At 54.1% G+C, this 23079-nt stretch carries 21 protein-coding genes, 2 tRNA genes and 1 riboswitch; of the genes, 18 read left to right on the top strand and 5 right to left on the bottom strand.

Features of this window, described 5'->3' with window-relative positions:
• Positions 1–3 precede the first annotated feature (3 nt).
• Complete coding sequence (locus AALG83_04740) at positions 4–1176, top strand: phosphoglycerate dehydrogenase (GenBank protein ID MEY8382459.1); 1173 nt, start codon at positions 4–6, stop codon at positions 1174–1176.
• Positions 1177–1228: 52 nt separating this feature from the next.
• Here AALG83_04740 and AALG83_04735 read toward each other — a convergent pair whose 3' ends face one another.
• Entirely contained in the window at positions 1229–2674 is a 1446-nt protein-coding gene (locus AALG83_04735; GenBank protein ID MEY8382458.1) for a polysaccharide deacetylase family protein, read from the bottom strand.
• A gap of 429 nt (positions 2675–3103) precedes the next feature.
• Between AALG83_04735 and ileS the strand changes: the two genes are divergently transcribed.
• The gene (gene ileS, locus AALG83_04730; GenBank protein MEY8382457.1) at positions 3104–6226 is read left to right on the top strand and encodes an isoleucine--tRNA ligase; all 3123 of its coding nucleotides are present in this window, start codon (positions 3104–3106) and stop codon (positions 6224–6226) included.
• A 197-nt stretch (positions 6227–6423) separates the two neighbouring features.
• Positions 6424–8775 carry a hypothetical protein gene (locus tag AALG83_04725; GenBank protein MEY8382456.1) on the top strand — a complete coding sequence of 784 codons (2352 nt, stop codon included), beginning with the start codon at positions 6424–6426 and terminating at the stop codon, positions 8773–8775.
• An 82-nt stretch (positions 8776–8857) separates the two neighbouring features.
• On the opposite strand, the gene pdaA is transcribed toward AALG83_04725, so the two are convergent.
• Positions 8858–9670 (bottom strand): delta-lactam-biosynthetic de-N-acetylase, encoded by an 813-nt coding sequence (pdaA, locus tag AALG83_04720; protein MEY8382455.1) that lies wholly within the window; start codon positions 9668–9670, stop codon positions 8858–8860.
• 118 nt (positions 9671–9788) lie between these two features.
• Here pdaA and srtB point away from each other — a divergent pair, with 118 nt between their 5' ends.
• The 11 genes from srtB to AALG83_04665 all read left to right on the top strand — a co-directional run bounded on the left by srtB (position 9789) and on the right by AALG83_04665 (position 16884).
• Entirely contained in the window at positions 9789–10559 is a 771-nt protein-coding gene (srtB, locus tag AALG83_04715; protein MEY8382454.1) for a class B sortase, read from the top strand.
• A 46-nt stretch (positions 10560–10605) separates the two neighbouring features.
• Positions 10606–10681: transfer RNA gene (locus tag AALG83_04710), tRNA-Thr, on the top strand.
• Positions 10682–10758: transfer RNA gene (locus AALG83_04705), tRNA-Pro, on the top strand.
• Between the two features lie 306 nt (positions 10759–11064).
• Positions 11065–12048 (top strand): choloylglycine hydrolase, encoded by a 984-nt coding sequence (gene bsh, locus AALG83_04700; protein ID MEY8382453.1) that lies wholly within the window; start codon positions 11065–11067, stop codon positions 12046–12048.
• A gap of 60 nt (positions 12049–12108) precedes the next feature.
• Positions 12109–12369, top strand: coding sequence for a hypothetical protein (locus tag AALG83_04695; GenBank protein ID MEY8382452.1), 261 nt, complete (start codon positions 12109–12111; stop codon positions 12367–12369).
• 202 nt (positions 12370–12571) lie between these two features.
• Complete coding sequence (locus AALG83_04690; GenBank protein MEY8382451.1) at positions 12572–12916, top strand: PadR family transcriptional regulator; 345 nt, start codon at positions 12572–12574, stop codon at positions 12914–12916.
• Positions 12906–13547 carry a permease prefix domain 1-containing protein gene (locus AALG83_04685; GenBank protein MEY8382450.1) on the top strand — a complete coding sequence of 214 codons (642 nt, stop codon included), beginning with the start codon at positions 12906–12908 and terminating at the stop codon, positions 13545–13547. The genes AALG83_04690 and AALG83_04685 overlap by 11 nt, the downstream gene beginning before the upstream one ends.
• Before the next feature lie 2 nt (positions 13548–13549).
• Positions 13550–14473 carry a DUF4097 family beta strand repeat-containing protein gene (locus AALG83_04680; GenBank protein ID MEY8382449.1) on the top strand — a complete coding sequence of 308 codons (924 nt, stop codon included), beginning with the start codon at positions 13550–13552 and terminating at the stop codon, positions 14471–14473.
• 237 nt (positions 14474–14710) lie between these two features.
• A complete protein-coding gene (locus tag AALG83_04675) occupies positions 14711–15661 on the top strand; it encodes an NAD(P)H-dependent glycerol-3-phosphate dehydrogenase (GenBank protein MEY8382448.1) in 951 nt (316 codons plus the stop codon).
• 100 nt (positions 15662–15761) lie between these two features.
• Positions 15762–16238: an RNA polymerase sigma factor gene (locus AALG83_04670; protein ID MEY8382447.1), complete on the top strand. Its 477-nt coding sequence runs from the start codon at positions 15762–15764 to the stop codon at positions 16236–16238.
• Positions 16231–16884 carry a hypothetical protein gene (locus AALG83_04665; GenBank protein MEY8382446.1) on the top strand — a complete coding sequence of 218 codons (654 nt, stop codon included), beginning with the start codon at positions 16231–16233 and terminating at the stop codon, positions 16882–16884. The genes AALG83_04670 and AALG83_04665 overlap by 8 nt, the downstream gene beginning before the upstream one ends.
• Here the strand turns inward: AALG83_04665 and AALG83_04660 are convergent.
• Together AALG83_04660 and AALG83_04655 are read right to left on the bottom strand one after the other, a co-directional pair.
• Positions 16881–18062 (bottom strand): AI-2E family transporter, encoded by a 1182-nt coding sequence (locus AALG83_04660; protein ID MEY8382445.1) that lies wholly within the window; start codon positions 18060–18062, stop codon positions 16881–16883. The genes AALG83_04665 and AALG83_04660 overlap by 4 nt on opposite strands.
• 150 nt (positions 18063–18212) lie before the next feature.
• A complete protein-coding gene (locus AALG83_04655; protein MEY8382444.1) occupies positions 18213–18773 on the bottom strand; it encodes a folate family ECF transporter S component in 561 nt (186 codons plus the stop codon).
• 73 nt (positions 18774–18846) lie between these two features.
• Positions 18847–18957: riboswitch (THF riboswitch) on the bottom strand.
• Positions 18958–19107: 150 nt separating this feature from the next.
• On the opposite strand from AALG83_04655, the gene AALG83_04650 reads away from it, so the two are divergent.
• Both AALG83_04650 and AALG83_04645 read left to right on the top strand, forming a co-directional pair.
• A complete protein-coding gene (locus AALG83_04650) occupies positions 19108–19608 on the top strand; it encodes a LysM peptidoglycan-binding domain-containing protein (GenBank protein MEY8382443.1) in 501 nt (166 codons plus the stop codon).
• On the top strand, positions 19605–21305 hold the full coding sequence (locus tag AALG83_04645; GenBank protein ID MEY8382442.1) for a DUF4080 domain-containing protein: 1701 nt from the start codon (positions 19605–19607) through the stop codon (positions 21303–21305). The genes AALG83_04650 and AALG83_04645 overlap by 4 nt, the downstream gene beginning before the upstream one ends.
• A gap of 208 nt (positions 21306–21513) precedes the next feature.
• Here the strand turns inward: AALG83_04645 and AALG83_04640 are convergent, their stop codons facing one another.
• Positions 21514–22140: a DUF4203 domain-containing protein gene (locus tag AALG83_04640; GenBank protein MEY8382441.1), complete on the bottom strand. Its 627-nt coding sequence runs from the start codon at positions 22138–22140 to the stop codon at positions 21514–21516.
• A 102-nt stretch (positions 22141–22242) separates the two neighbouring features.
• Between AALG83_04640 and AALG83_04635 the strand changes: the two genes are divergently transcribed.
• The gene (locus AALG83_04635) at positions 22243–22629 is read left to right on the top strand and encodes a sulfite exporter TauE/SafE family protein (GenBank protein MEY8382440.1); all 387 of its coding nucleotides are present in this window, start codon (positions 22243–22245) and stop codon (positions 22627–22629) included.
• Positions 22629–23027 (top strand): TSUP family transporter, encoded by a 399-nt coding sequence (locus tag AALG83_04630; protein MEY8382439.1) that lies wholly within the window; start codon positions 22629–22631, stop codon positions 23025–23027. Before AALG83_04635 ends, AALG83_04630 begins: the two co-directional genes overlap by 1 nt.
• The last annotated feature ends 52 nt before the right edge of the window (positions 23028–23079 follow it).

The following is a 23079-nucleotide window of genomic DNA, read 5'->3' as shown; positions in this document are numbered from 1 at the left end:
AGCATGTTTAACGTCAAGAAACTGAACGCGATTTCTACTGCCATTTACGATAAACTCCCCAAGAGCGACTATCTCGTCTCCTCGCATATCGAGGATGCGGAAGCGGATGCCTTTTTGGTGCGCAGCGCAGGCTGCCTGGATATGCCGCTTTCCGAGCGCAACCTGGCGTTTGCCCGGGCGGGCGCCGGTGTGAACAACCTGCCCATCGACCGCTGCACGGAGAAGGGGATCGTCGTGTTCAATACGCCGGGTGCCAATGCCAACGCCGTCAAGGAGCTGGTGCTCTGCGCGCTGCTCGTCGCCTCCCGCAATGTCGTCGAGGGCGTGGAGTGGGCAAAGACGCTGATTGGAGAAGGCGATCAGATTCCCAAGTTGGTGGAAAAGGGAAAGAGCCAGTTTGTGGGCCCGGAAATTCAGGGAAAGACCCTGGGCGTCATCGGCCTGGGCGCGGTGGGCGTGCTGGTGGCCAATGCGGCGACGAATGTCGGCATGGATGTCATCGGGTACGACCCGTATATCTCTATCGACAACGCATGGCACCTCTCGGACAGCGTCCATAAGGCGGCAAAGATGGAGGATCTGCTTTCCAAGGCTGATTATATTACCGTGCACGTCCCGCTGATGGAGCAGACGCGCGACTATATCAGCTCTCCGGAGTTTGGCAAGATGAAGGACGGCGTCATCATTCTGAACTTTGCCCGGGGCGGCATCATTCGGGAGACCTCCCTGTTTGAGGCGCTGGACAGCGGGAAAGTCGCCAAATACATCACAGACTTCCCGGATGCCCGCTGCCTGATGCACGAAAACGTCATCTGCATTCCGCATCTTGGCGCATCTACGCCGGAATCCGAGGAGAACTGCGCGGTGATGGCGGCCAACGAGATCAAGCACTTCCTGGAGCGGGGGAGCATCAAAAACTCGGTCAACATGCCAAACTGCCTGCTGGGCGAGCCGGTGCATCACCGCATTTCTGTGATTCACGACAACCTGCCCAATATGGTCAGCCAGATGACGAGCGTGCTGGCCAAGGAAGGGTTGAACATCGAGGAGATGGTCAATAAGTCCCGCGGGCAGATCGCCTATACCGTTTTCGATCTGAATGAGAAAATCTCGGAGCAGGCTATCGATGAGATTAAGGCCATCGGCGGAGTCATCAAAGTGCGGGAGATTGCATAAAAGTCAGAGCAAAAAAAGAAGCGCATCAGCGCTTCTTTTTTTGTGCAGTTTCTTACCGTTTCCGCCAGACCTGCCCGCCCACGGGCTGGGAATCTGCAAAGCTGAACAGCTCATCGATCGTAACGATCTGATAGCCCTGGGCAATGAGATCCGGGATGACCCGGGCCATCGCCTGATAGGTGGTGTCGTAAATATCGTGGCAGAGGATGACGCGGCCATCCCTGGCCTCGCTCATGATCATCTGGTAGATGAGATCCGGGTTTTTGCTCTTCCAATCCTCGGAATCGATGCTCCAGTTGACCATAGGCATGTTCAGCTCCCGGCTGACCTGCTTGAGGTTTTCCTGGACGTTGCCGTAAGTCGGCCGGATATAGCGGATCTCAAACCCGCTGGCCTCTCGGACGATGTCGTTGGTGCGGGTAATCTGATCTTTGATTTCCTCGATATTCAGCTTATTCGTGTCCTTATGCTCCCAGGTGTGGTTGGCAATTTCGTTGCCTTCGTCCACAGCGCGCTTGACGACATCCTTCCTGCTGCCCACGCGGTTGCCTACGACGCAGAAGGTTGCCCGGGCGTTATATTGCTGGAGCAGATCCAAAATTTTTGGCGTTACTTCGCTATCCGGGCCGTCGTCGAAGGAGAGAGCGATCATAGGCTTAGAGGGATCCAGCATTCTGCCGCCGGATTCAAAGGGCTGGCGGTTGTCCTCAGGCCTGGGCTGGGGTTGTCCATAATTTTCGCTCAGGCGATACTGCATTTCTTTGCTCAAAATGGCGTTCAGGCTCTCATAGGAAAGGGAAACGGATAATATGCCAAGATCCGCCGCCGCGACTTCACTGCTGGAGAAATAGAGCTCGATACCGCTGGCTGTCGGCAGTGCACGGCTGGCAATGCCATCCAGCGGGCAGCCCTCGAAGGAGATCTCCTGGCCGGGATATGCCTCTGCAAGTGCGGCAGAGCAAAGATCTGCCAGCGGTTGCTGAAAGCCGTCTGCGAACAGATCGCCGTCTACCAGTTGGCGCCCGGAAGCGATATCAAAGCTCAGGCATTCGGAGAAATACTGCGGCGCCTCCTCTCCAGCTTTGCGGCTCCATCCAAACAGGCGAATGCTGGCAATATTGCCGTTCGTCCCGGCCTGAACCGAGCGGAAATCCATGAAAAGCCAGGCATGAGGCCGCTGGCTTTCCTGGCTGGCCAGGTTGCTGGCATCTTCCTTAAAAGAAGCAATTCTGCGATTGACTTTTTCTTCTATGACGGCATCCATGGCCTGGTTTTCCAGCCGCGGATAATAAACGGCGCAGGCAAACTGATCATCTTCCTTGATCTCCCCGGTCAGACCATATTGATCCAGCGTCGAGCGATGCACAGAGAAATTTGGCGCAGCAGAAATTTCCGGGCTGGGGAGCGGCTGCTCCTCGGCTTTCTTACAGCCGGAAAACAAAGAGATACCCAGAGCAAAACAAGCAAATGCTGCAACAATTCTTCTAACGCGGTTCATGACTGCCTCCAAACGATACTTTCCGTAGATAAGTATAGCAGGGGAAGGGAAAAATGAACAGACGGAAAAGCCAATGTTACAAGAATTTGAATTCTGTATCCAAGAAATTTTACCCAATCTTTTTCGGTGTGCGAATCGGCCTTTACAAATCGGGAAAGATAAAATATAATAAGAGCAGAATACAGAGCGCCTGAAAAGACGCGGCAGGGAAAGGGAATCCAAAGCGAGCCGGGGAGAGTGCGAGCCTGGCGGAGGAAGCTTCCTTTGTTATCACTTTTCGAAAGGGCGCGCGCTGGCAGGCGTTATCTGCATCAAGTGCCCCGCAAGGGGAATTTAGGTGGTACCGCGGTCTCTTCGCCCTATAGCGAAGGGGCTTTTTTTATGAGGCAGACTGGGAAAACAAACATCAGAAAACTGAGGAGTATGGAGATGTATCAAAAAGTAAGCACGGATCTGAATTTTATCGGAAGAGAGGAAGAAGTGCTCTCCTTCTGGGAAAGGGAGCAGATCTTCAAAAAGGCGCAGGCAGCCGGAGAAGGGCGGCCGGAATTCACCTTTTATGACGGCCCGCCCACGGCGAACGGCAAGCCGCATATCGGCCATATTTTGACGCGCTGCATCAAGGATTTATTCCCGCGCTATAAGGCGATGCAGGGCTATAATGTGCTGCGCAAGGCCGGCTGGGATACCCACGGCCTGCCTGTCGAGCTGGAAGTGGAAAAGCTGCTGCATCTGGATGGCAAGGAGCAGATCGAGCAGTATGGTGTCGAGCCGTTTATCCAGAAGTGCAAGGAGAGCGTCTGGAAATATAAGGGAGAATGGGAAGAGATGAGCCGCCGGGTGGGCTACTGGGCGGATATGGAAAATCCCTATATCACTTACGACAACAACTACATCGAATCCGTCTGGTGGTCGCTCAAGCAGATTCACGAAAAGGGTCTGCTGTATAAGGGGCATAAGATCGTCCCCTATTGCCCGCGCTGCGGAACGGCGCTTTCCTCGCATGAGGTTGCCCAAGGGTATCAGGATATCACCGAGCGCTCGGCCACGGCCATCTTTAAATGCACGGACGATGATGCCGCCTATCTGGCCTGGACGACCACGCCCTGGACGCTGCCTTCCAACGTCTGCCTGTGCGTCAACGCAAATGTGCAGTATGCCAAGGCGGTGAAGGATGGAAAAGCCTATATCCTGGCAAAGGATTTGGTGGAGCAGGTGCTGGGCGAGGGCGCCGAGATTGTGCAGACGTATCTGGGCAGCGAGCTGGTGGGCAGAAGCTATGAGCCGCTGTTTGAGTGCACAGCCAAGGCCTGCGAAGGCCAGGGCAAGGCGCATTATATCATCGCAGATGATTATGTCACGACGACAGACGGCACGGGCATCGTGCACAACGCGCCGGCTTTTGGTGAGGATGACGCCCGGGTCTGCCGGGAAAATAACCTGCCCTTCATTCAGCTGGTCAATACCAAGGGCGAGCTCTGCGGGGGGACGCCCTGGGACGGCATGTTCGTCAAGGATGCGGATCCCAAAGTCATCGAGGCGCTGGAGGAAAAGGGCCTGCTCTTTGATGCGCCGGAATTCACGCATAGCTATCCCTTCTGCTGGCGCTGCAATACGCCGCTCATCTATTACGCCAGAAGCACCTGGTTCATCAAGATGACGGCACTGCACGACGAATTGATGAAGAACAACGCCGGCGTCAACTGGCTGCCTGAAAATATCCGGGACGGCCGCATGGGCAACTTCCTGGATAACGTCATCGACTGGGGCATCTCCAGAGAGCGCTACTGGGGCACGCCGCTTCCCATCTGGGTCTGCGACTGCGGGCACATTCATGTGGTGGGCAGCATCGCAGAGCTCAAAGAGATGGGTGAGGGCGTTCCGGATGATATCGAGCTGCATAAGCCGTTTATCGACAAAATCACGCTGAAGTGCCCGGAGTGCGGCGGCAGGATGCACCGGGTCCCGGAAGTCATCGACTGCTGGTATGATTCCGGCTCCATGCCCTTTGCGCAGTGGCACTATCCCTTTGAGCATAAGGAAGAGTTCGAAAAGCGCTTCCCGGCCAACTTCATCAGCGAGGCCGTGGATCAGACGCGCGGCTGGTTCTATACGCTTCTGGCCATCGGGACGGCGGTATTCGGCAAGGCACCCTTTGAAAACTGCATTGTGCTGGGGCATGTGCAGGATAAAGACGGCCGCAAGATGAGCAAGCATATCGGCAATGTCGTGGATCCGTGGTCTGTGCTGGATAAGCAGGGCGCGGACGCGGTGCGCTGGTACTTCTATTCCGGCTCTGCGCCCTGGCTGCCCAGCCGCTTCTACGGCGACGCGGTTTCCGAGGCACAGCGCAAGTTCATGGGGCCGCTTTGGAACACCTATGCGTTCTATATCCTCTACGCGGAAATCGACCAGTTCGACCCGACCAAATACACGCTTTCGGATACGGAAAACCTCTCCATCATGGATCGCTGGGTGCTCTCCCGGCTGAATTCCACCGTCAGAAAAGTGACGGATTTCCTGGATGGATACCATATTACTGAGGCGACGCGGGAGCTTGCGGCGTTTGTAGATGAGCTTTCCAACTGGTATGTCCGCCGCGGCCGCGAGCGCTACTGGGGCAGCGAGATGACGCAGGATAAGATTGATGCGTATATGACGCTCTATACCGTCCTCGAGACATTTATCCGCCTCATCGCGCCGTTCACGCCCTTCATCGCCGAGACGATCTACCAAAACCTCGTGCGCAGTGTAGACAAAAATGCGCCCGAGAGCGTGCATCTCTGCGCCTATCCCATGGCAGATGCCGCCCGCATCGATGAAAAACTGGAAGAGAATATGGACAGCGTGCTCTCCATCGTTACCCTGGGGCGCGCCTGCCGCAACACAGCCGGGCTCAAGAACCGCCAGCCGCTTTCGGCGCTGTATGTCGGCGGCGTGGAGCAGCTGCCAGAGCAGTATCAGGAAGTGATCAAAGGCGAGCTCAACGTCAAGAATGTGCAGCTGGGCGCCGCGATGGAGCAGTTCATCACCTATCAGGTCAAGCCCCAGCTCAAGACGCTTGGACCAAAATATGGCAAGCTGCTGGGAGCAATCCGTTCGCATCTGGCAGAGGCGGATGGCAGCGCGGTTGTAAAGGCCGTTGCAAACGGCGGCGCCTATACCTTTGCAGCCAATGGAGCGGAAGTTTCGCTGACAGAAGCGGATCTGCTCATCGAGCCCATGCAGAAGGAGGGCTTTGCCGTGGAAACCGAGGGCGAAATCGCCGTCATTTTGGATGAGACGCTGACGCCTGAGCTGATCCTGGAAGGCAATATCCGGGAGATCATCAGCAAAGTGCAGACCATGCGCAAGGAGGCGGGCTTTGAAGTGACGGATCACATCCGCTTGGCCGTCTCGGAGGGCGAGGTTGCAGAGATTCTCCGGGAGAACGAGAGCGAAGTCGCCGGGGAAACACTGGCGGATGAAGTTGCCTATGGCGCGCTTTCCGGCTACCAGAAGCAGTGGGATATCAACGGCATGAGCGCAACCTTCTCTGTAGAGAAGAAATAGCGAACACAAAAAAAGGGCCTTACAAAAGGCTCTTTTTTTGTGATTTAAAATGGCAAAAAGCGCCAATCAATCGATGAAGATTGACGAAACAGTGCGAAAGTGATACAATTCTGTTACACATTTTTGATACTAAAGATAGGTTTAAAAGAATGATGAAAAATTTGTTTTATAAAAGTATCATTGTTTTGTTTTGCTGCATGGTTTTGCTTTCGCCGTGCCTTGCGCAGGCGGCCGAGCAGGAAAAAGCGGCGCTGGGCAGTACGCAGTTTCGCTTTGTCAAGGTGCGGCCAGGAGAGCTGACAAAGCGCAATATCAACTGGGAGAAAGTGCCGGGGGCAGAGGGTTACGAGCTGTATATCGCCGACTCCAAAGACGGAGAATACCGCCTGCTGGCCGATATTGAGAATGGAAGCATCGAAAACTACGTCTATGGGCCAGAGCCGATTGGCGAAGTGAAATACTACAAGGTGCGGCCATACGCCAAAGATGCAGATGGAGCGCGAAGCTATGGTGAATATTCCGAAGTGGTGAGCAATGCGCCGGCAGCTCTGGCCAGCACGCAGTTCCGCTTTGTGAAAGTGCGGCCAGGAGAGCTGACGAAACGGAATATCAACTGGGAGAAAGTGCCAGGAGCGGAAGGCTATGAGCTCTATATTGCGGATAGCAAGGATGGGGCATATCGTTTGCTGGCGGATATCAAGGGCGGCAGCACCGAGAACTACGTCTATGGGCCGGAGCCCATCGGCGGGGTGAAATACTATAAAGTGCGGCCATACGCCAAAGATGCGGACGGCTCGCGGGGCTATGGCGAATATTCCGAAGTGGTGAGCAATGCGCCGGCAGTTCTGGCTGGCACGCAGTTCCGCTTTGTGAAAGTGCGGCCGGGGGATTTGACCCGGCGCAACATCAACTGGGAGAAAGTGCCGGGAGCGGAAGGTTATGAGCTCTATATTGCGGATAGCAAGGATGGGGCCTACCGCTTGCTGACGGATATCAAAGGTGGCGATGCTGAGAACTATGTCTATGGTCCAGAACCCATCGGCGGGGTGAAGTACTACAAAGTGCGGCCGTATGCGCAGGATGCAGATGGAGCGCGAAGCTATGGCGAATATTCCGGAGCGGTGAACAATGCGCCGGTAGCTCTGGTCAGCACGCAGTTCCGCTTCGTCAAGGCACGGCCGGGAGATTTGACCCGGCGCAACATCAACTGGGAGAAAGTGCCGGGAGCGGAAGGTTATGAGCTCTATGTTGCGGATAGCAAGGATGGGGCCTACCGTCTGCTGACAGATATCAAAGGCGGCGATGCTGAGAACTACGTCTATGGGCCGGAGCCCATTGGCGGGGTGAAGTACTACAAAGTGCGCCCATATGCCAAAGACGCCGACGGCATGCGGAGCTATGGGGCATACTCTAAGGTGGTAGGCAATGTGCCCGGGCTGCTGGCTGGCACGCAGTTTCGCTTTGTCAAAGCCCGGCCTGGGGATCTAACCCGGCGCAATATCAACTGGGAGAAAGTGCCGGGAGCGAGCGGCTATGAGCTCTATATTGCGAATAGCAAAGACGGGGCATACCGCCTGCTGGCAGATATCGGGGATGGGAACATCGAGAACTATGTCTATGGGCCGGAGCCCATTGGCGGGGTGAAATATTATAAAGTTCGCCCGTATGTAGTCGATCAGGGCAAGCGCAGCTATGGAGCTGAATCCAGGCCGGTCTGCAATGAGGCAGCCCGCATTCCCACAACGCGCTTCCGCTTCGTGAAAGTGCGCGAAGGGGAGGAGACCAAGCGCAATATCAACTGGGAAAAACTTCCCAATGTTTCGGGGTATGAGATCTATTATGCGGCCGAAGAGAATGGGAACTATACGCTGCTGGCAGATATTCCGAACGGCCAGATTGAGAACTATGTCTACGGGCCGGAGCCGGCCAACAGCACTAAGTATTATAAAGTGCGGGCATATCAGAAGATTGGCGGGAAAAAATACTACGGCGAGTTTTCGGCGCCGGTCTATACCCAGCTTCCTACCAGGCAGCACATTCATTATCATCAGGGGGATGCGGCTTGGGGATTCTCTACTTCGGTAAAGAAAAACGCATGTGTCGTTACAGCGACAGCCATCGTTTTGCAGAATAACGGCGTTGAGGCAACTCCGCGCACGGTTTATGATCGCAACGGCTGCAGGACTCCGCTGCATTTTCCGACGATTCTTTCAAAATTCGGCGTCAGGCCGGTTGCCGCAGTTTCAGCTAGTTCGCCATATTACAACGGCTTTTCTGATGGCAGAACATATATCAAAAATCCGGCGGCGAATGGGCGGGCAGCAATTGCTGAAGCACTCACGCGCAACCCGGAGGGCGTGCTGGTCTATTTCAGCGGCAATGGCAGCCATGCTGTTGTGGCCATGCGCAACAGCAATGGGACGATCTATTATAGCGATCCCGGCCGTGTGGCTGCGCGCGGCCACAATGTAACGCTGGCCAATACATGGGTCGGCGTCGGCCATGGCATGGGCTACGGAAATTTGCAGTATATCATGGCCATCGACTGATATTCTCTTACTAAAAAAGAATATAACAAGAAAACCGCAGTACATTTGCACTGCGGTTTTTCTGTTAAGAGGCTTGGCGCCGTCATTGTGCCGAGACCAGCTCCTCGATGCTGTGGATCTCGTAGCCATCTGCCCGCCAGGTGTCGATCACTTCGCCCAGCACGGCGGCGTTGGTGGCCGAGGTGGAGTGCAGCAGGGCGATCTCGCCGGGGTGCGTGCGCGTCAGAATGGTTTTCTTGGCGGCGGCAGTATCCGGCTGGGCGTCGTTGAGCCAATCCTTATAGGCAAAGCTCCAGAAAACCGGGGTATAGCCCATTTCCTGAACGATTTTCAGCATAGCCTCGCTGTATTTTCCCTCCGGCGGGCGCATAAAGCGCGGCATCTGCTCGCCGGTAATTTCCTGATAGAGCTCGCAGAGCCCATCCAGCTCTTTTTGATAGGTGGCGATGTCGGTAGTAGCGGAAAGATCCGCATGGTTTACCGTGTGGTTGCAGACGAGATGCCCCTCATCCTTCATGCGCTTGATGATTTCCGGATTACTCTTCATATAGTGCCCGGTGACGAAAAAGGCCGCCGGGGCGTTTTTTCCCTTTAAAACGTCGAGGATCTTCTCGGTATAGCCGTTCTCATAGCCCGAGTCAAAGGTCAGGTAGATGGATTTGGAGTTGGGGTCCCCCAGATAGATGAGGTTATAATCGTCAAGAAAAGATGCGTCGTCTGCGACGATGGGCTGCTGGCCGTCTTCCCTGGGTTTATAATACCAGCTATAGGATTTCTCTGCCGTATGTGCGACAGTCGTCGAGCTTGGGGCGAGCGTCATATAAACAAGAGCAAAGGCCAGCCCAAACAGGCAGGCAATGCAGCTGCCGATTACAAAATTGCTTTTGCTTTTCATGGAAAACCTCCTGAACCAATTAGTAAAAACTATGAAAACAAACGCTTTTTTATGCAAAATGCTCTAGGAAAATGGGGAGGGATGTGATAGAATAGGGGTGCAAAAACGGAGGCGTATTATGAGAGAGCAAAAGGCTGGAAAGCATAGCAGAAAAAGACGGAAATCATTTTTGAATCTTGCCATCATCGTCTGTGCGCTGGGGGCGGTTATTTGTGTGGGAATTCTGCTTTCTTCCTACTTCGAATATAAAAAGGGCGATGACCTGATGGATGGCATGACGCAGTATGTCAATATCCCTCAGGGTAACAAGGGCGATGACGAAAAATTTACGGTGGATTACGATGCTCTTGCCGCCATCAACCCGGATTTTATCGGCTGGCTTTATCTGGATGGGACGGTGATCAACTATCCTATCGTGCAGGGAGAGGATAATACCTATTATCTGAACCATGTCTTTGAGGGGGAGCAGCATAAATACGGCAGTATTTTTATGGATAGCCGCAACCATGCACGCTTCTGGGATGCCAATACGGTGATTTATGGGCACCGCATGAACAGCGGCGCGATGTTCGGCTCGCTCATCGAATATAAGAACCAGGAATACTACGATCAACACCCGGTTTTCATGCTCTATACAAAAGAGCAGGTCTACCGGCTGGAAGTTTTCGCGGCCTATGAAATCGACGCCAAGATGGAGAACGTGCCGTTTAACTTTACCACGGATGAGCAATACCGCGCCTACCTGGATTCTGCCATTGCACAGTCCGACATCAAAACGGACGTTTCGGTGAATGTAACCGAGCGCATTGTGACGCTCTCAACCTGCACCAAAACCAGCCAGAGCAAGCGCTTCATCGTTCAGGCAAAATTGGTTGCAGTTTCGCAATAAAAAGATCTTGAAATTCCTTGCAAGGTGTTGTATACTATGTAGGCACGCTGATGTGGCACAGTTGGTAGCGCAACGCCTTGGTAAGGCGTAGGTCGGCAGTTCGAGTCTGCTCATCAGCTCCACGGGGTATAGCGCAGCTTGGTAGCGCGCTTCGTTCGGGACGAAGAGGTCGCAGGTTCAAATCCTGTTACCCCGACCAAAGTTAAAACCACTCTATAAGAGTGGTTTTTTATTTTTGCCTTTGTTGGGCGAAAAACCAATTATAACTATTTGCAGGCGCTTCCAAAATTTTGTACATAATTTGAATGTTTCTAGTAAAAATGCAACACGAAATACAACACAACAAATAGAAAGCAGTTTTGCCCTGCTATGGTGGTATAAGAAGGCAGAGAGAGATGAATAATGAAAAGGGAAGAAATGATATAAAACTCTCTTATCTGAAAGGAAACCGAGAGTTTTGGAGCGAAGTTTTCCTAAAAATAAACCAGGCAGACGGAGGCAAGTTATGTGTACAGCGGCGACATATCAAACGAAGGATTTCTATTTTGGCAGAACGCTCGATTACGACTGCTCCTACGGCGAGGAAATTGTGATAACGCCGCGCAGTTATCCATTTTCTTTTCGATGTGTGGAGCAAATGCAACGGCACTATGCGATGATCGGGATGGCCCATGTGGCCCAGGGAGTTCCGCTTTATTACGATGCGGTAAATGAAAAAGGCCTGGGCATGGCGGGGCTCAATTTTGTGGGAAATGCGCACTATGAAAAGCAAAAGGTGCCGGGCAAGGACAACATCGCGCCGTTTGAGCTGATTTTCTGGGTTCTTGGGCAATGCGCCACGGTAGTGGAAGCCAAAGAGCTTCTGGCGAATATTCATCTTGTGGATATTCCCTTTAGCCAGGATTTGCCGCAGGCACAGCTGCACTGGATTATCGCGGACAAAAACGAGGTGATCACCCTGGAGGCCGTCCGGGAAGGGCTGAGGATTTATGCGAACCCCGCAGGCGTTTTGACCAACAACCCTCCCTTTGATGAGCAGATGTTTGCGCTGAACAACTACATGCATTTATCGCCTAAAGAGCCGAAAAATCGCTTTTCCAGCGCATTGCCGCTTCAGGCATATAGCCGGGGCATGGGAGCGCTGGGAATGCCGGGAGATCTCTCCTCGCAATCCCGGTTCGTCCGGGTGGCATTCACAAAGATGAACGCGGTTTCCGGGGATTCGGAGCTGGAGAGCGTGAGCCAGTTTTTCCACATTCTAGGCGCCGTGGAACAGCAAAGAGGGTGCTGTGAAGTGGACGGCGGGGCATTTGAAATTACGATCTACACTTCCTGCTGCAACGCGGATCAGGGCATCTATTACTATACCACCTATGATAACCACCAGATTACGGCAGTCGATATGAAAGAAGAGAATCTGGATAGCGAGAAGCTGGTGCGGTATCCGCTTATGATGCAGGAGCAGATTCGGTGGCAGAATAGGAAATAGTTTGCAAAGCTTGATTCTCTGGCAGAGACTTGCTATAATCTGGAAAAAGGAGGCGATGGCATGAGAAGCGCGAAAGAGCAGGAGTATTTTCCGTATACTGGGAGCACAGTCTGCTATATTGAGGTTGGAAAAGATGGGGCAGTGTCGCAAATGCACCATAAAAATAAATCCGATCTCCCAGAAGTTTTTGCGGCCTACCAAAGGGTGGTACACGGTGATTCCACGCTATACGCGGTCTGGCCGGGAAAATGGAGCAGCGATCTGTTCCTGATAGACGATTTGGAGGCTTTTGCGAAGAACTTTGAGCTCCTTGAAACATAAAATCGATGAGAATGAACCTGAAGCAGCCTTGCTTCAGGTTTGTTTTTGTATCCAAAGCGGCAGGTGATGGCCCGCGCTTTAGCCTTTATTTGGCCTGGGAGAGGGCATCAGGGAAAAAAGATATAGTTTGGATACAAATATACATTGACAGATGAGGTATTGCGGTATACTATATATTAAAAGAGAAGAAAGGAGCGGGAGCATGGCGATTGCTTCGGATTTAATCCGCGGCCATACGGAAACCATCATCCTGGCGCATCTGCTGCAGGGAGATAGCTATGGCTACGAGATCAATAAGGCGATTCAGCAGAAGACGGATCAGCAATATGAGCTCAAAGAGGCCACGCTGTATACGGCTTTCCGCAGGCTGGAGGAATCGGGCTGCATCTATTCCTATTGGGGCGACGAGCAGACCGGCGCGCGCAGGAGATACTACAGCATCACAAAGCATGGAAAACAGACGTATCAGCGGCTGCGGGAAGAATGGGAAGTTGCGAAAAAGCTAATTGATATTTTAATTGGAGAGGAGAAAAGTGATGAGAGATAGATTAAGAGGTTATGTCGAATCTTTATTTATCGATGCACCACGCACCAAAAAGACAGTAGAACTCAAGGAAGAAATTTTGCAGAACCTATACGATAAATACGACGATCTGATAAGGGAAGGCAAAACCGAGGAAGCGGCCTACAATATCGCTGTGGCGGGCGTTGGGGATATCAGCCCGCTGCTGGAGGAGCTGGAGCGCAGTGAGCGCGCCTATGATGCGCAGAACCCGTATCCCGAGGCAAGAAAGCGCTCGGCTATCATGGTCGCGACGGCTGTTGCGATGTATATTTTATCGCTGATCCCCTGCCTGATCTGGGAAGAGGGCGGCGTGATCCCCATGTTTATCGTCATCGCACTGGCGACGGCGCTGCTCATCTATAACGGCATGACGCGCCCGCGCTATGTCAGCCGGGACGACACAGTCGTGGAGAACTTTAAGGAATGGAAGACCCACAACAGCAACCGGCATCAGATCTATAAAGCGCTCTCTTCCGCGCTTTGGTCGATTACAGTCGTGATCTATTTCCTGATCAGCTTCAGTATGGGCGCATGGCATATCAGCTGGGTCATTTTCCTGATCTCCTCCGCCATCAACTCCGTGCTGAGAGCCATCTTTGATTTGGGGAGGTAGCCATGAGAACTTCGGCAATTATTCGGATCATCGTCTGGTCTCTGGTTGCGCTGGCGCTGACGGCCGTTCTGGTTCAGGGGCTGACGGGTGGCTTTTCGTTAGGGGGTATCACTGTGTTTGGTTCTTTTTCTTATGACGACAGCGAGCAATACCTGGTTGGCAGCAACCAGATCGATATGAGGGAGATCTCGGAGATTGAGATCAACTGGGGTGCGGGAGACGTGCAGGTTATCCCCTACGAGGGCAATGAAGTCGTCTTCCGGGAGCAGGCCGGCCGGGCGCTGTTGGAAGAGGATATGATGCGCTTCTATTTGCGGGGCGGAAAGCTGACGATCCAGTTTTGCGCGCCCAAAAGGGGCTTCCGGATTTTCTCGAGCACGCCAAGCAAGAGCCTGGAAGTCAAGATCCCGTATGCCATGGCAGGATCGCTTGCAGAGCTGGAGGTCAGCTCGATTTCTGCGCCCGTCAGCATACAGGGGGCCAGCGGGGCAGAGATGAAGGTTTCCAGCGTTTCGGGCGCCATTCACGTTTCGGATCTTTCCTGCCGGGAGCTTAATTTGGAGACGGTCAGCGGCGGGATTCGCGGCGAAAACATTCAGGCAACCGAGCTGGAGATGGAGAGCGTCAGCGGCACTATCGATATTTCCGGCGCCTTTCAGGAGGCGAGCGGCAACAGTGTCTCGGGCAATCTGACGATACGCAGCAATATCTGCCCAAGAAAGGTGGATGCTGAGACGGTCAGCGGGGGCGTGCGCCTGCAAATTCCGGAAAACGACGGCTTTACCGCCCGGTATCACACGACCAGCGGGCAGTTCTACTCGAGTTTCCCGACGATCGCCCAGAAGAAACAGGCGGTTTATAAAAACGGCGGTGCGGAATTCACCTTCGATACGGTTTCGGGCAGCATGGATATTGAGAAGCTATAGCGCGGAAAGCGCATGGAAATGCCGGGGCAAAAGCCCTGGCATTTTTTGCACCGCGCTTTTTTTCAAAGAATTTGACGAATGGGCGCCAATGAAATGCCAATGCTTTGTAATGAGGGGCAACTATGCTATAATAAGAAAAAGCCCGGATTTTTCCTGGGCTGCTCGGAACGACAGAATTGAGCGCTGTTTTTGGCCGGATTGCCGGCAGAGAACGGCGGTTTTCCCTGGGAGGTAGGCATGAAGGTCAGCGTGCTGGGATGCGGGCGATGGGGCTCGTTTATCGCGTGGTATTTGAATAAAATGGGGCATCGGGTTTGCGTATGGGGCAGGGAAGGCTCGGCAAACCTCGGGCAGTTCCAGGAGAAAATCCGGCAGGGGCAAGAAGGCTTTTTGGGCATGGAGACCACGCACGACTTGGCGCACGCCCTGGCCTTTGGCGAGCTTTTGGCCATCTCCATCAGCGCCCAGCAGCTGCGCAATTTGCTCTCCAGAAGCGAGTTTTGCGATCTGCAAAAGCCGGTCGTCCTCTGCATGAAAGGGCTGGAGGAGCACACGGGCAAGCGCCTTTCGGAGATTGCCGCGGATTATCTGCCGCTGGAGCAGATTGCCGTCTGGCTGGGGCCTGGCCACATGCAGGATTTCCTCGCGGGCATCCCGAACTGCATGGTTATCGATTCCTACAACCCACAGCTCAAGCAGGAGGTCGTTGCGGCGCTCAAAGGCGGGCTGATTCGCTTCTATTACGGCGACGACATGATCGGCAATGAAGTGGGGGCAGCGGCCAAAAACGTCATCGGGATTGCGGCGGGCATGATGGACGGCCTGCACTGCGGCAGTCTCAAGGGCGCGCTGATGTCCCGCGGGGCCCGGGAGATTTCCCGGCTGATCGGCGCCATGGGCGGCAATGAGCTTTCGGCCTATGGCCTGGCGCATCTGGGGGATTATGAGGCGACAGTGTTTTCGCAGTATAGCCGCAACCGCATGTTCGGAGAAAAATTCGTGCAGGGAGAGCAGATGGATGCTCTGGCGGAAGGCGTCTCGACGGCGGCGGCGCTGATGGTTTTGAAGGAAAAATACCAGGTGGATTTGCCCATCTGCACGGCTGTGCACACGGCGATTCAGGGGTGCATCCCGCCGGAGGAGCTGCTCAACCGGCTGTTTTTGCGCAGTTTGAAAAAGGAATTTTAAAAAGGCGGGTTTTCCGCCTTTTTTATTTGCAAAAATTCGATCGGAGAGGGAGCCTTTTGGCAGAGCGGCGGCGTATTACATAGTGAAAGGAGAAAAAGCAATGGAGGATCCGGATCAGAGCTTTGAGCAGGTGTTTGAGCGGAACATCCGCAGTGTATACCGCGCCTGCTATCTGCGGCTGCGCCACAAGCAGGATGCGGAAGATGCGGCGCAGGCGGTTTTTCTAAGCTATCTTGCCAGAAAGCGGCCGTTTGAAAATGAGCGCCATGAGCGCGCATGGTTTTTGAGGGCGGCGCACGATCGGGCGGTGGATATACAGCGCAGTGCCTGGCATAAAAGGCGCTCGGCAGGGCAGGCGCAGGAACAGGTTTATCTGGACGAGGGCGAGATGGAGGCGCAGAGCATGCTTGCCGCGCTTCCGCCCAGCTTGCGGGAAGTGCTGGCGCTCTACTATATAGAAGGGCTGAGCGTCAGCCAGATCGCGAAAATTCTGCGGCGCACGCAAAGCACAATCCGCGCTCAGCTGGCCAAAGGCCGGAAAAGGCTGAAACTGGAATGGGAGAGAGAAAATGAATGAAAATGAGCTGAAAAAAGCATTGGAGCAATACCTGCCCACAGAGGGGCAGTGCCGCGGGATGAAGCGGCGCATTCAGGCCGAGAGCATGCAGAGAGCCCGAAGGGGGAAGGCAGTATGGCGCGCTGGTGCGGCGGTCTGCGCGGTTTGTCTGGCTGTGGCGGTGGGTCTGCTGTTATGGAGCCCCGAGCAGGCGGCGAAAACGCCGCCAGGCCCAGTGATCGCATCCCAGAGTGCCGGGCAGGGCCAGGTGCAGATTCTGGCGCTGGGCGCTGGGCAGGAAGAAAAGCCGCAGGCTCTGCAAATCGGCATCGAAATGCCCTTGGGAGATTACCGGCTGGAATCCAGCATGACGCCCGGCTTTCCGTTTGTTTTCCAGTGGGAGCTGGAAGAGGAGAGCGGGGAGGTCAGCGTATCCAAGGGCAGCCTGCTGCGGTGGGACAGGCAGACGGGGCAGGTTACAGACGCCGGCAAACAGGTGGTCTGCAAAAACGGCGAGACGCTCTACTACTCCCCGTTAGAGGGCGGGCAGCCGGCCGAGAGCGATGCGCTCACGATCCGCGTTGCCGGAGAGCGGCAGAGCGTGCTCATCCAGAGCCGGGAGGGCACCTATTTTGCAAAAATTCTGCCGAAAGAGATGCAAAGCTAAACGCTCGGGGAATGATAATCCTTGGAATTGGTGGAGAGCCCTTGCTGCTCCAGCCGGCTGTTCATAAACTGGCGCACGACGGAATAGAGCACGGCAAAGAGCGGGATTCCCAGGATCATGCCCGGCACGCCGAACAGGCCGCCGCCCAGGATGATGGCAAAGACGACCCAAAAGGCAGTCAGCCCGGTGGATTCGCCCAAAATGCGCGGGCCGATGATCTGCGCGTCAATCTGCTGTGTCACGATAGTCAGGATGACGAAGATCAGCGCGTATTTGGGCTCCACCAGAAAAAGGAGAATGGCCGAGGGAACGGCGCCGATGAACGGGCCAAAAAACGGGATGATATCCGTAATGCCCATGATGGCGCTGATGAGCGCCGCATAGGGCAGGCGCATGATGGCCATGGCGATAAAATTCAGCGCAAACAGGCAAAAGCTCTGCATGAGTTTGCCGGAAATATACCCGCCGAAAATATCGTTGGTCTCCCTGGAAAGCAGGATGATGCTGCCCGCAAATTTCTGCGGAAAGAGGGCATAGGTCGCCTTCTTGACCTGCGCGATAAACAGCTCCTTGGAGGAGAGCAGATAGGCCGAGACGACCAGCGCCAGCAGTGCGTCGCTGATGCCCGAGATGGCCGAGACGGTGATCTGGAAGCCGATATTGGCGATTTCCGGCGCGATGGTTTTGGCATATTCCATGGCGGAATCGATCATCGCATAGAGGGAGTCCATATCGCCGACGTATTTTTCCAGATGGAATTTTGTGATGAGATCGCGAAATGCGGTATCCAAATCCCGCAGATACCCGGGCAGGTTCTGCACAAAGGCGGAAATACTGCTGGAAAGTTCGGGCAGGATGATGAAGAACAGGCCCACCAGCGCCAGCAGCACGATGAGGTAGACTGCAGCGATGGAGAGCGTGCGGGCCAGAGAAGAGCGCCCGCCTTTTTTGCCCCGGAAACGGAACACCCTCTGCTCGAAAAATTGCACTGGCTTATTGAACATATATGCCAGGGCAAAGCCCCATAAAAAGGGATTTAAGATAAATAAAAACCGGCGGATAGTGGAAAAAACCTCGCCAAGATTGAAGACGACGGCACATATTAAAATGCAGGCGCCGGCCGCTAAAACGGCATAGGCGGTGATCGTCGTGTATTTTTTGTTCCAGTCAATTCTCATAACGGCCCTCTTTTTCTTTTTTATCATTATTCCCAGAGATTGCTAGATTATGAGAGAAAAAATGCGCGGATTTGCCCGGGCGGGAGCGGCGGTTCGCGCAATAAAAAGGCCTTGGCATTTGCCAAGGCTTTTGGGATGTTTTTTCAGAATTTACTGCGCATCGGCCTGCTGTTTGGGCGGGGATTGAAGCGCGAGGTTCCGGGATAGGAACTTTTCGGTGGATTTGAGCAGCGCAAAGACCAGCGCCGTATGCACCGGGATGAGGATAAACGTGCTGATAGAGCGGAACCAGGCCACACTCCCGGGCATTCCAAAGGAATAGATGAGGATGAGCGTATTGCAGATAAACGAGCAGACAATTTGCCCGGCCGATACCGCCAGCAGCGTTTTCCAGAAACCATGCTGTTTGTTTTTCAGGAAAAACAGCGCAGGCAGCAGCCCCATCAGCGCGTTGGTCAGCGTAAACAGCGGCATATATGCGCCGAGCGGGCGGATGATCGAGCAAAGGATATCCGTCAGCGCGCCGACGATAGCGCCGTATACCGGCCCCAGCGCGATGCCCGCATACATGACGATGCTGGCAGAGAAGTTGATATCTTTGATCAGGCCGCCGAACATGGAGATCGGGATGCCCAGGAATGATTTTAAAACCACGGCAAGGGCAGTCAGCAGCGCGCCAAAGACAAGTTTGCGAGTTCGAGTTCTTTGCAAAATAAAAACACCTCCTTTTTTTCAGAATGGAGAGCATACCAATAAAAAAGAAGTGCTTCTTCTCTTTTTTTGTGGCAGCGGACGCGAGGCTGTACCGCGGGGAAACCCCTTTCGTTCCCGGGCGACATCCCATCCCGAGACACTTCTTGGCTTTTGGCCATGACGCACAGGCCTCTACTCTGCACATTCTACCCCAAATATACCATATTCCGCGCGGCATGGCAAGAGAATATGCGGCCGGGCGGTGTAATATATTGAATGGGAAGAGAAAAACGAGATTGGAGCGGCTTTTCGCCGAAAAGATGGGCAGAAGAGCCCGGGAGGAAAAGCGAGGATGGCTGTTTTAAACCATATTGTGAGTCAAAATGATACGCTGGAGCGGCTCAGCAGGATGTACCGCGTGCCGGTCTGCATGATTCTGCGCGCGAATGAGGGGCAGAAGAACTTGCTTCGGCCAGGCAGGCGCATTGCGATCCCATTCCCTAATTTTTGCCTGGAAAAAGCGCAGAGCAGGGCATCCATTTTTGAGAAAAACCGCTACCGGGTGCAGGCGGGGGATACGCTTTTTGGCATTGCGCAGAAATTTGGAACGACCATGCAGGCGATCATGGGGGAGAACAAGATTGCCCGGCCGGAGGAGCTTGGGCCAGGCAGGGAGATTGTGGTTTCTTGCCCAAGAGAGGGTTTTGTAGTATACTCATTAAAATCCACAGATACTCTAGAAGATGTGGCGTTAAAATTCGATGTGAGCGAGCGGGCGCTTTGGCGCTATAACGATATCGCCTGCGGCGCGTATCCGGGCATGCAGCTCATCATCCCTTTGGGAGAGAAATGAAAAAGATCGTACTTGTGGGCGTCAACGCCAAATATACGCATACGAACCCGGCCATCCGGTACCTGGCGCAGTATGCCGGGCATCCGGGGGTGGAACTGTTTGAATGCACGATCAACCAGCCCTTAGATCAGATAGCGCAGGAGCTTGCGGCCAAAGATGCCGCGCTTTATGGCTTTTCTTCGTATATCTGGAATATCGAATATATCCGGGCTTTGGCCAAGGCTGTGCCTGGCATCGTGCTGCTGGGCGGGCCGGAAGCCTCTTCGGCGCCGGAGGAATACCTGGGCTTTGCGGACTACATCATCCGGGGAGAAGGGGAAGAGGCGTTCCGCATTTTTGCGGACAAGCTGGAGCGAGGCGAGGACCTGCGCCAAACTCCTTCGCTTTGCTATTTGCAGGATGGAGCGCTTCGGCAAAACCCGCCTGCGCCTTATGTGAGCTTGGGCAGCCTGCCCATCCCTTATGAGAATTTGCAGGAGTTTTCGGGCAGAGTGCTCTACTACGAATCCTCCCGGGGCTGCCCGTTCCGATGTGCCTATTGTCTTTCCTCTCTTTCGGGGGGTGTGCGGTTCGCGCCGGTCTCCAAGGTTTTGGCGGATCTCGACCGCTTTGTGAAGGCAGGCGTGATGAAGGTGAAGTTCGTGGACCGAACCTTTAACGCAAATCCGGCCAGAGCCAGAGAGATTTTCGCGCACATCATTCAGCGGGGCGGCGGCACGGATTTTCACTTTGAAATTGCCGCGGATCTATTGGACGAGCAGACCTGCGCCCTGCTGGAGCGTGCGCGCCCCGGGCAGATACAGCTGGAGATCGGCGTGCAGTCCACGCATCCGCCGACGCTTGCCGCCATAAAGCGGGTGCAGGATTTTGGCTATACCGCCAAAATGGTGCGGCGGCTGGCCAGGGCGAAGAACCTGCACCTACACCTGGATCTCATTGCCGGATTGCCGCTGGAGGGGATGGAGCAATTTTGCCGCTCTATCGACGACGTGATGGCGCTGGGGGCGGAGAAAGTGCAGCTGGGATTTTTAAAAGTGCTCAAAGGCTCCAAAATGCAGGAAATGGCCGAGGAATACGGCATTTTATATCACGTTTCGGCGCCCTATGAAGTCTGCCAGACGGCGCAGCTTTCCGGCCAGGAGCTGGCAAAGCTGCATCAAGTGGAATATCTTCTGGATCGAACCTATAATTCCGGGCTGTTCCGGCATGTGGTAGATTATTTCGGCCGGCAGATGGGCTATGCCAATTTCTATTTGCAGCTTTCAGAGCAGCTGGAGCAGGAGGAGATTTCGCCCAGAGCGCTGGGGGAAAAACAGATGGCCGAGGTTTTGCTGCGCTTTTGCCAAAGAAGCGGGCAACAGATGGCGCAGGAGATGCTCCGGCTGGATCTGCTGATCAAAAAGCGCCGGCCAAAACTGCCGGCTGCCCTGGAATGCGACGCGCCCTGGAAGCGGGAGCTTTTCCGCGAAAATTCCGGGATGCTCCAAAACCTGCCTGCGGGCAAGCGAGCCTGGCACTATGCGCGGCTGGAGGATTTTGCACTGGATCTCTGCCGGTATATCAGGGAAGGGGAGATTTGCCCTGGGCCGGGCAGATACCTATTTGACTACACGGACTGGTCGCTTCATGATTTGCAGACGGGGCAGGAGACCGGCTTTGGGAATGCCCTGCCGGTTTTGCCCAGATGGGAAGCATAAGCAAAAAGAGCAGGAATTCCTGCTCTTTTTGCTTTGCTGAAAAATGATTAAAATTTTTTTGGAAGGCATGTATAAACCTCAAAAACCTGGCAAGAATATAGGCATACAGCGAAACGCTGTATCAAAAGTTTCCCGTTTCATTTTTCCTCTATTTAAAAAGCCGTGGAGAGCAGAGATGTTCTCCACGGTCTTTTTATGCAAAAAGGAGCTATTTCCTGCGGCCTTTTTTGCCCGTAACAAACTGCACGATCAGGCCGGATAAAAGGAAGGCAGCCATGGCGACGATCAGCGTCGTGCGGTAGGAGCTGTAGAAAGCCGAGACTTTTCCGCCAAGAGCGGCCAGCGTGCCGCCCGAGAGAATCCAGCTAAAGTTCATGATGGTATAGCCGCCGTACAGCACCAGACCAACGGCGCCGGTGAAGGCGGTGGAGAGAATGATGCAGACGCGCCGGTAGGCCAGCGTGAGAAACCCCGCGCAGACGGCCAGCACGATGATGATAACTGTGGGCAGCGTACTGCTGATGGGAATGCCGAAAAGTGTCATGAGCATGATGGCGACGCAAATGCCGAAAATGGCGCCCGTCAGGAAAATGCCGAAGTTATAGATAAAATAGGATAAACTGCCCAGAATGATGCCGATGATGACAGCGGCGATGATGGCCGTCGTCTGGGAGAGATGCGCATATTGCAGCAGAAGAGAATAGGCATAATACCCGCCGAACAGCACGCCCATGCAGGTGAAGAGCAGGCGGATATGCCGGTAGCCGAAAAAGCAAAGCGTGATGCAGAGCACACTGGTTAAAACCAAAAACAGAAGCAAGATAATTCCAGACATTTTTTTCCTCAAGCAATCTTAAAATTCTTTTTCAATTATAGAGCAATTCAGTTTTTCTGTCAAAGCGCTCATATGTTTTGCGCGCCTGGATACAATAAGGGCATGGAAAAAACAAGTTGCAAGAAAAAAAGCTGGAAAGAGAATAAATGGGTGCGCGGCGCGTTTGGCCTGGGCATTGGGCTGGTCAACGGTTTCTTTGGCTCGGCGGGCGGCATTTTTGCCGTGCAGACCATGGAGAAGCTGGGCCTGGAGGAGAAGAAAAGCCACGCGACTTCCATTCTGGCCATCCTGCCCATGTCTATCGCCAGCGGAGTGGTCTATTTTCTGGGCGGGCATATCCCCTTTGACGGCAATACGTGGATGCTGCTGGGGGGCGCATGCGCCGGCGGGCTGATCGGGGCAATGCTGCTGGGCAAGCTCAAGGGAGGCATCGTAGATGCGATTTTTACGCTGCTCATTTTGGCTTCAGGTGTGAGGATGCTGTTCTGATGTGGTTTTTAATTTCTGGTATTTTATTTGGGACGATTGCCGGCATGGGCATGGGGGGAGGCATTATCCTCATCCCGGTGCTCACGGTTTTTCTGGGAGTGGATCAGCAGGGAGCCCAGGGGCTCAACCTGCTCTGTTTTCTGCCTATGGCCGGATTTGCGCTTTTCTCGCATATCAAACATAAGCGGGTGGATTTTTCCTGGTCCATTGCGCTGGGGCTGGGCGGCCTGGCCGGCTCGCTCTTGGGCGCCTATCTGGCCGGGCTGATGAAAAACGAGGTGCTGGGCAAAATTTTTGGCGGACTGCTGATTTTGCTGGGCGGCTGGCGCGCCTTTGGGCAGATTTCCCAGATGATAAAGAAGAAAAAGAGAAAAGAAGGGCAGGAAAGCCCGCGCTGATGCACAAAGCGATCTTGATCCGCGCCGTTTCGGCGCGGATTTTTTGCTGTGC

It is taken from the genome of Christensenellaceae bacterium 44-20 (assembly GCA_041223705.1).
Classification (GTDB): Bacteria; Bacillota; Clostridia; order Christensenellales; family Christensenellaceae; genus QANA01.
This window is presented reverse-complemented; position numbering and strand designations above follow the sequence as displayed.

What these genes read in the sequence shown, in the direction of transcription:
- AALG83_04740 (MEY8382459.1), top strand. Translation starts at nt 4, where the DNA reads ATGTTTAACGTCAAGAAACTGAACGCGATTTCTACTGCCATTTACGAT.
- AALG83_04735 (MEY8382458.1), bottom strand. Translation starts at nt 2,674, where the DNA reads ATGAACCGCGTTAGAAGAATTGTTGCAGCATTTGCTTGTTTTGCTCTG.
- ileS (MEY8382457.1), top strand. Translation starts at nt 3,104, where the DNA reads ATGTATCAAAAAGTAAGCACGGATCTGAATTTTATCGGAAGAGAGGAA.
- AALG83_04725 (MEY8382456.1), top strand. Translation starts at nt 6,424, where the DNA reads ATGGTTTTGCTTTCGCCGTGCCTTGCGCAGGCGGCCGAGCAGGAAAAA.
- pdaA (MEY8382455.1), bottom strand. Translation starts at nt 9,670, where the DNA reads ATGAAAAGCAAAAGCAATTTTGTAATCGGCAGCTGCATTGCCTGCCTG.
- srtB (MEY8382454.1), top strand. Translation starts at nt 9,789, where the DNA reads ATGAGAGAGCAAAAGGCTGGAAAGCATAGCAGAAAAAGACGGAAATCA.
- bsh (MEY8382453.1), top strand. Translation starts at nt 11,065, where the DNA reads ATGTGTACAGCGGCGACATATCAAACGAAGGATTTCTATTTTGGCAGA.
- AALG83_04695 (MEY8382452.1), top strand. Translation starts at nt 12,109, where the DNA reads ATGAGAAGCGCGAAAGAGCAGGAGTATTTTCCGTATACTGGGAGCACA.
- AALG83_04690 (MEY8382451.1), top strand. Translation starts at nt 12,572, where the DNA reads ATGGCGATTGCTTCGGATTTAATCCGCGGCCATACGGAAACCATCATC.
- AALG83_04685 (MEY8382450.1), top strand. Translation starts at nt 12,906, where the DNA reads ATGAGAGATAGATTAAGAGGTTATGTCGAATCTTTATTTATCGATGCA.
- AALG83_04680 (MEY8382449.1), top strand. Translation starts at nt 13,550, where the DNA reads ATGAGAACTTCGGCAATTATTCGGATCATCGTCTGGTCTCTGGTTGCG.
- AALG83_04675 (MEY8382448.1), top strand. Translation starts at nt 14,711, where the DNA reads ATGAAGGTCAGCGTGCTGGGATGCGGGCGATGGGGCTCGTTTATCGCG.
- AALG83_04670 (MEY8382447.1), top strand. Translation starts at nt 15,762, where the DNA reads ATGGAGGATCCGGATCAGAGCTTTGAGCAGGTGTTTGAGCGGAACATC.
- AALG83_04665 (MEY8382446.1), top strand. Translation starts at nt 16,231, where the DNA reads ATGAATGAAAATGAGCTGAAAAAAGCATTGGAGCAATACCTGCCCACA.
- AALG83_04660 (MEY8382445.1), bottom strand. Translation starts at nt 18,062, where the DNA reads ATGAGAATTGACTGGAACAAAAAATACACGACGATCACCGCCTATGCC.
- AALG83_04650 (MEY8382443.1), top strand. Translation starts at nt 19,108, where the DNA reads ATGGCTGTTTTAAACCATATTGTGAGTCAAAATGATACGCTGGAGCGG.
- AALG83_04645 (MEY8382442.1), top strand. Translation starts at nt 19,605, where the DNA reads ATGAAAAAGATCGTACTTGTGGGCGTCAACGCCAAATATACGCATACG.
- AALG83_04640 (MEY8382441.1), bottom strand. Translation starts at nt 22,140, where the DNA reads ATGTCTGGAATTATCTTGCTTCTGTTTTTGGTTTTAACCAGTGTGCTC.
- AALG83_04635 (MEY8382440.1), top strand. Translation starts at nt 22,243, where the DNA reads ATGGAAAAAACAAGTTGCAAGAAAAAAAGCTGGAAAGAGAATAAATGG.
- AALG83_04630 (MEY8382439.1), top strand. Translation starts at nt 22,629, where the DNA reads ATGTGGTTTTTAATTTCTGGTATTTTATTTGGGACGATTGCCGGCATG.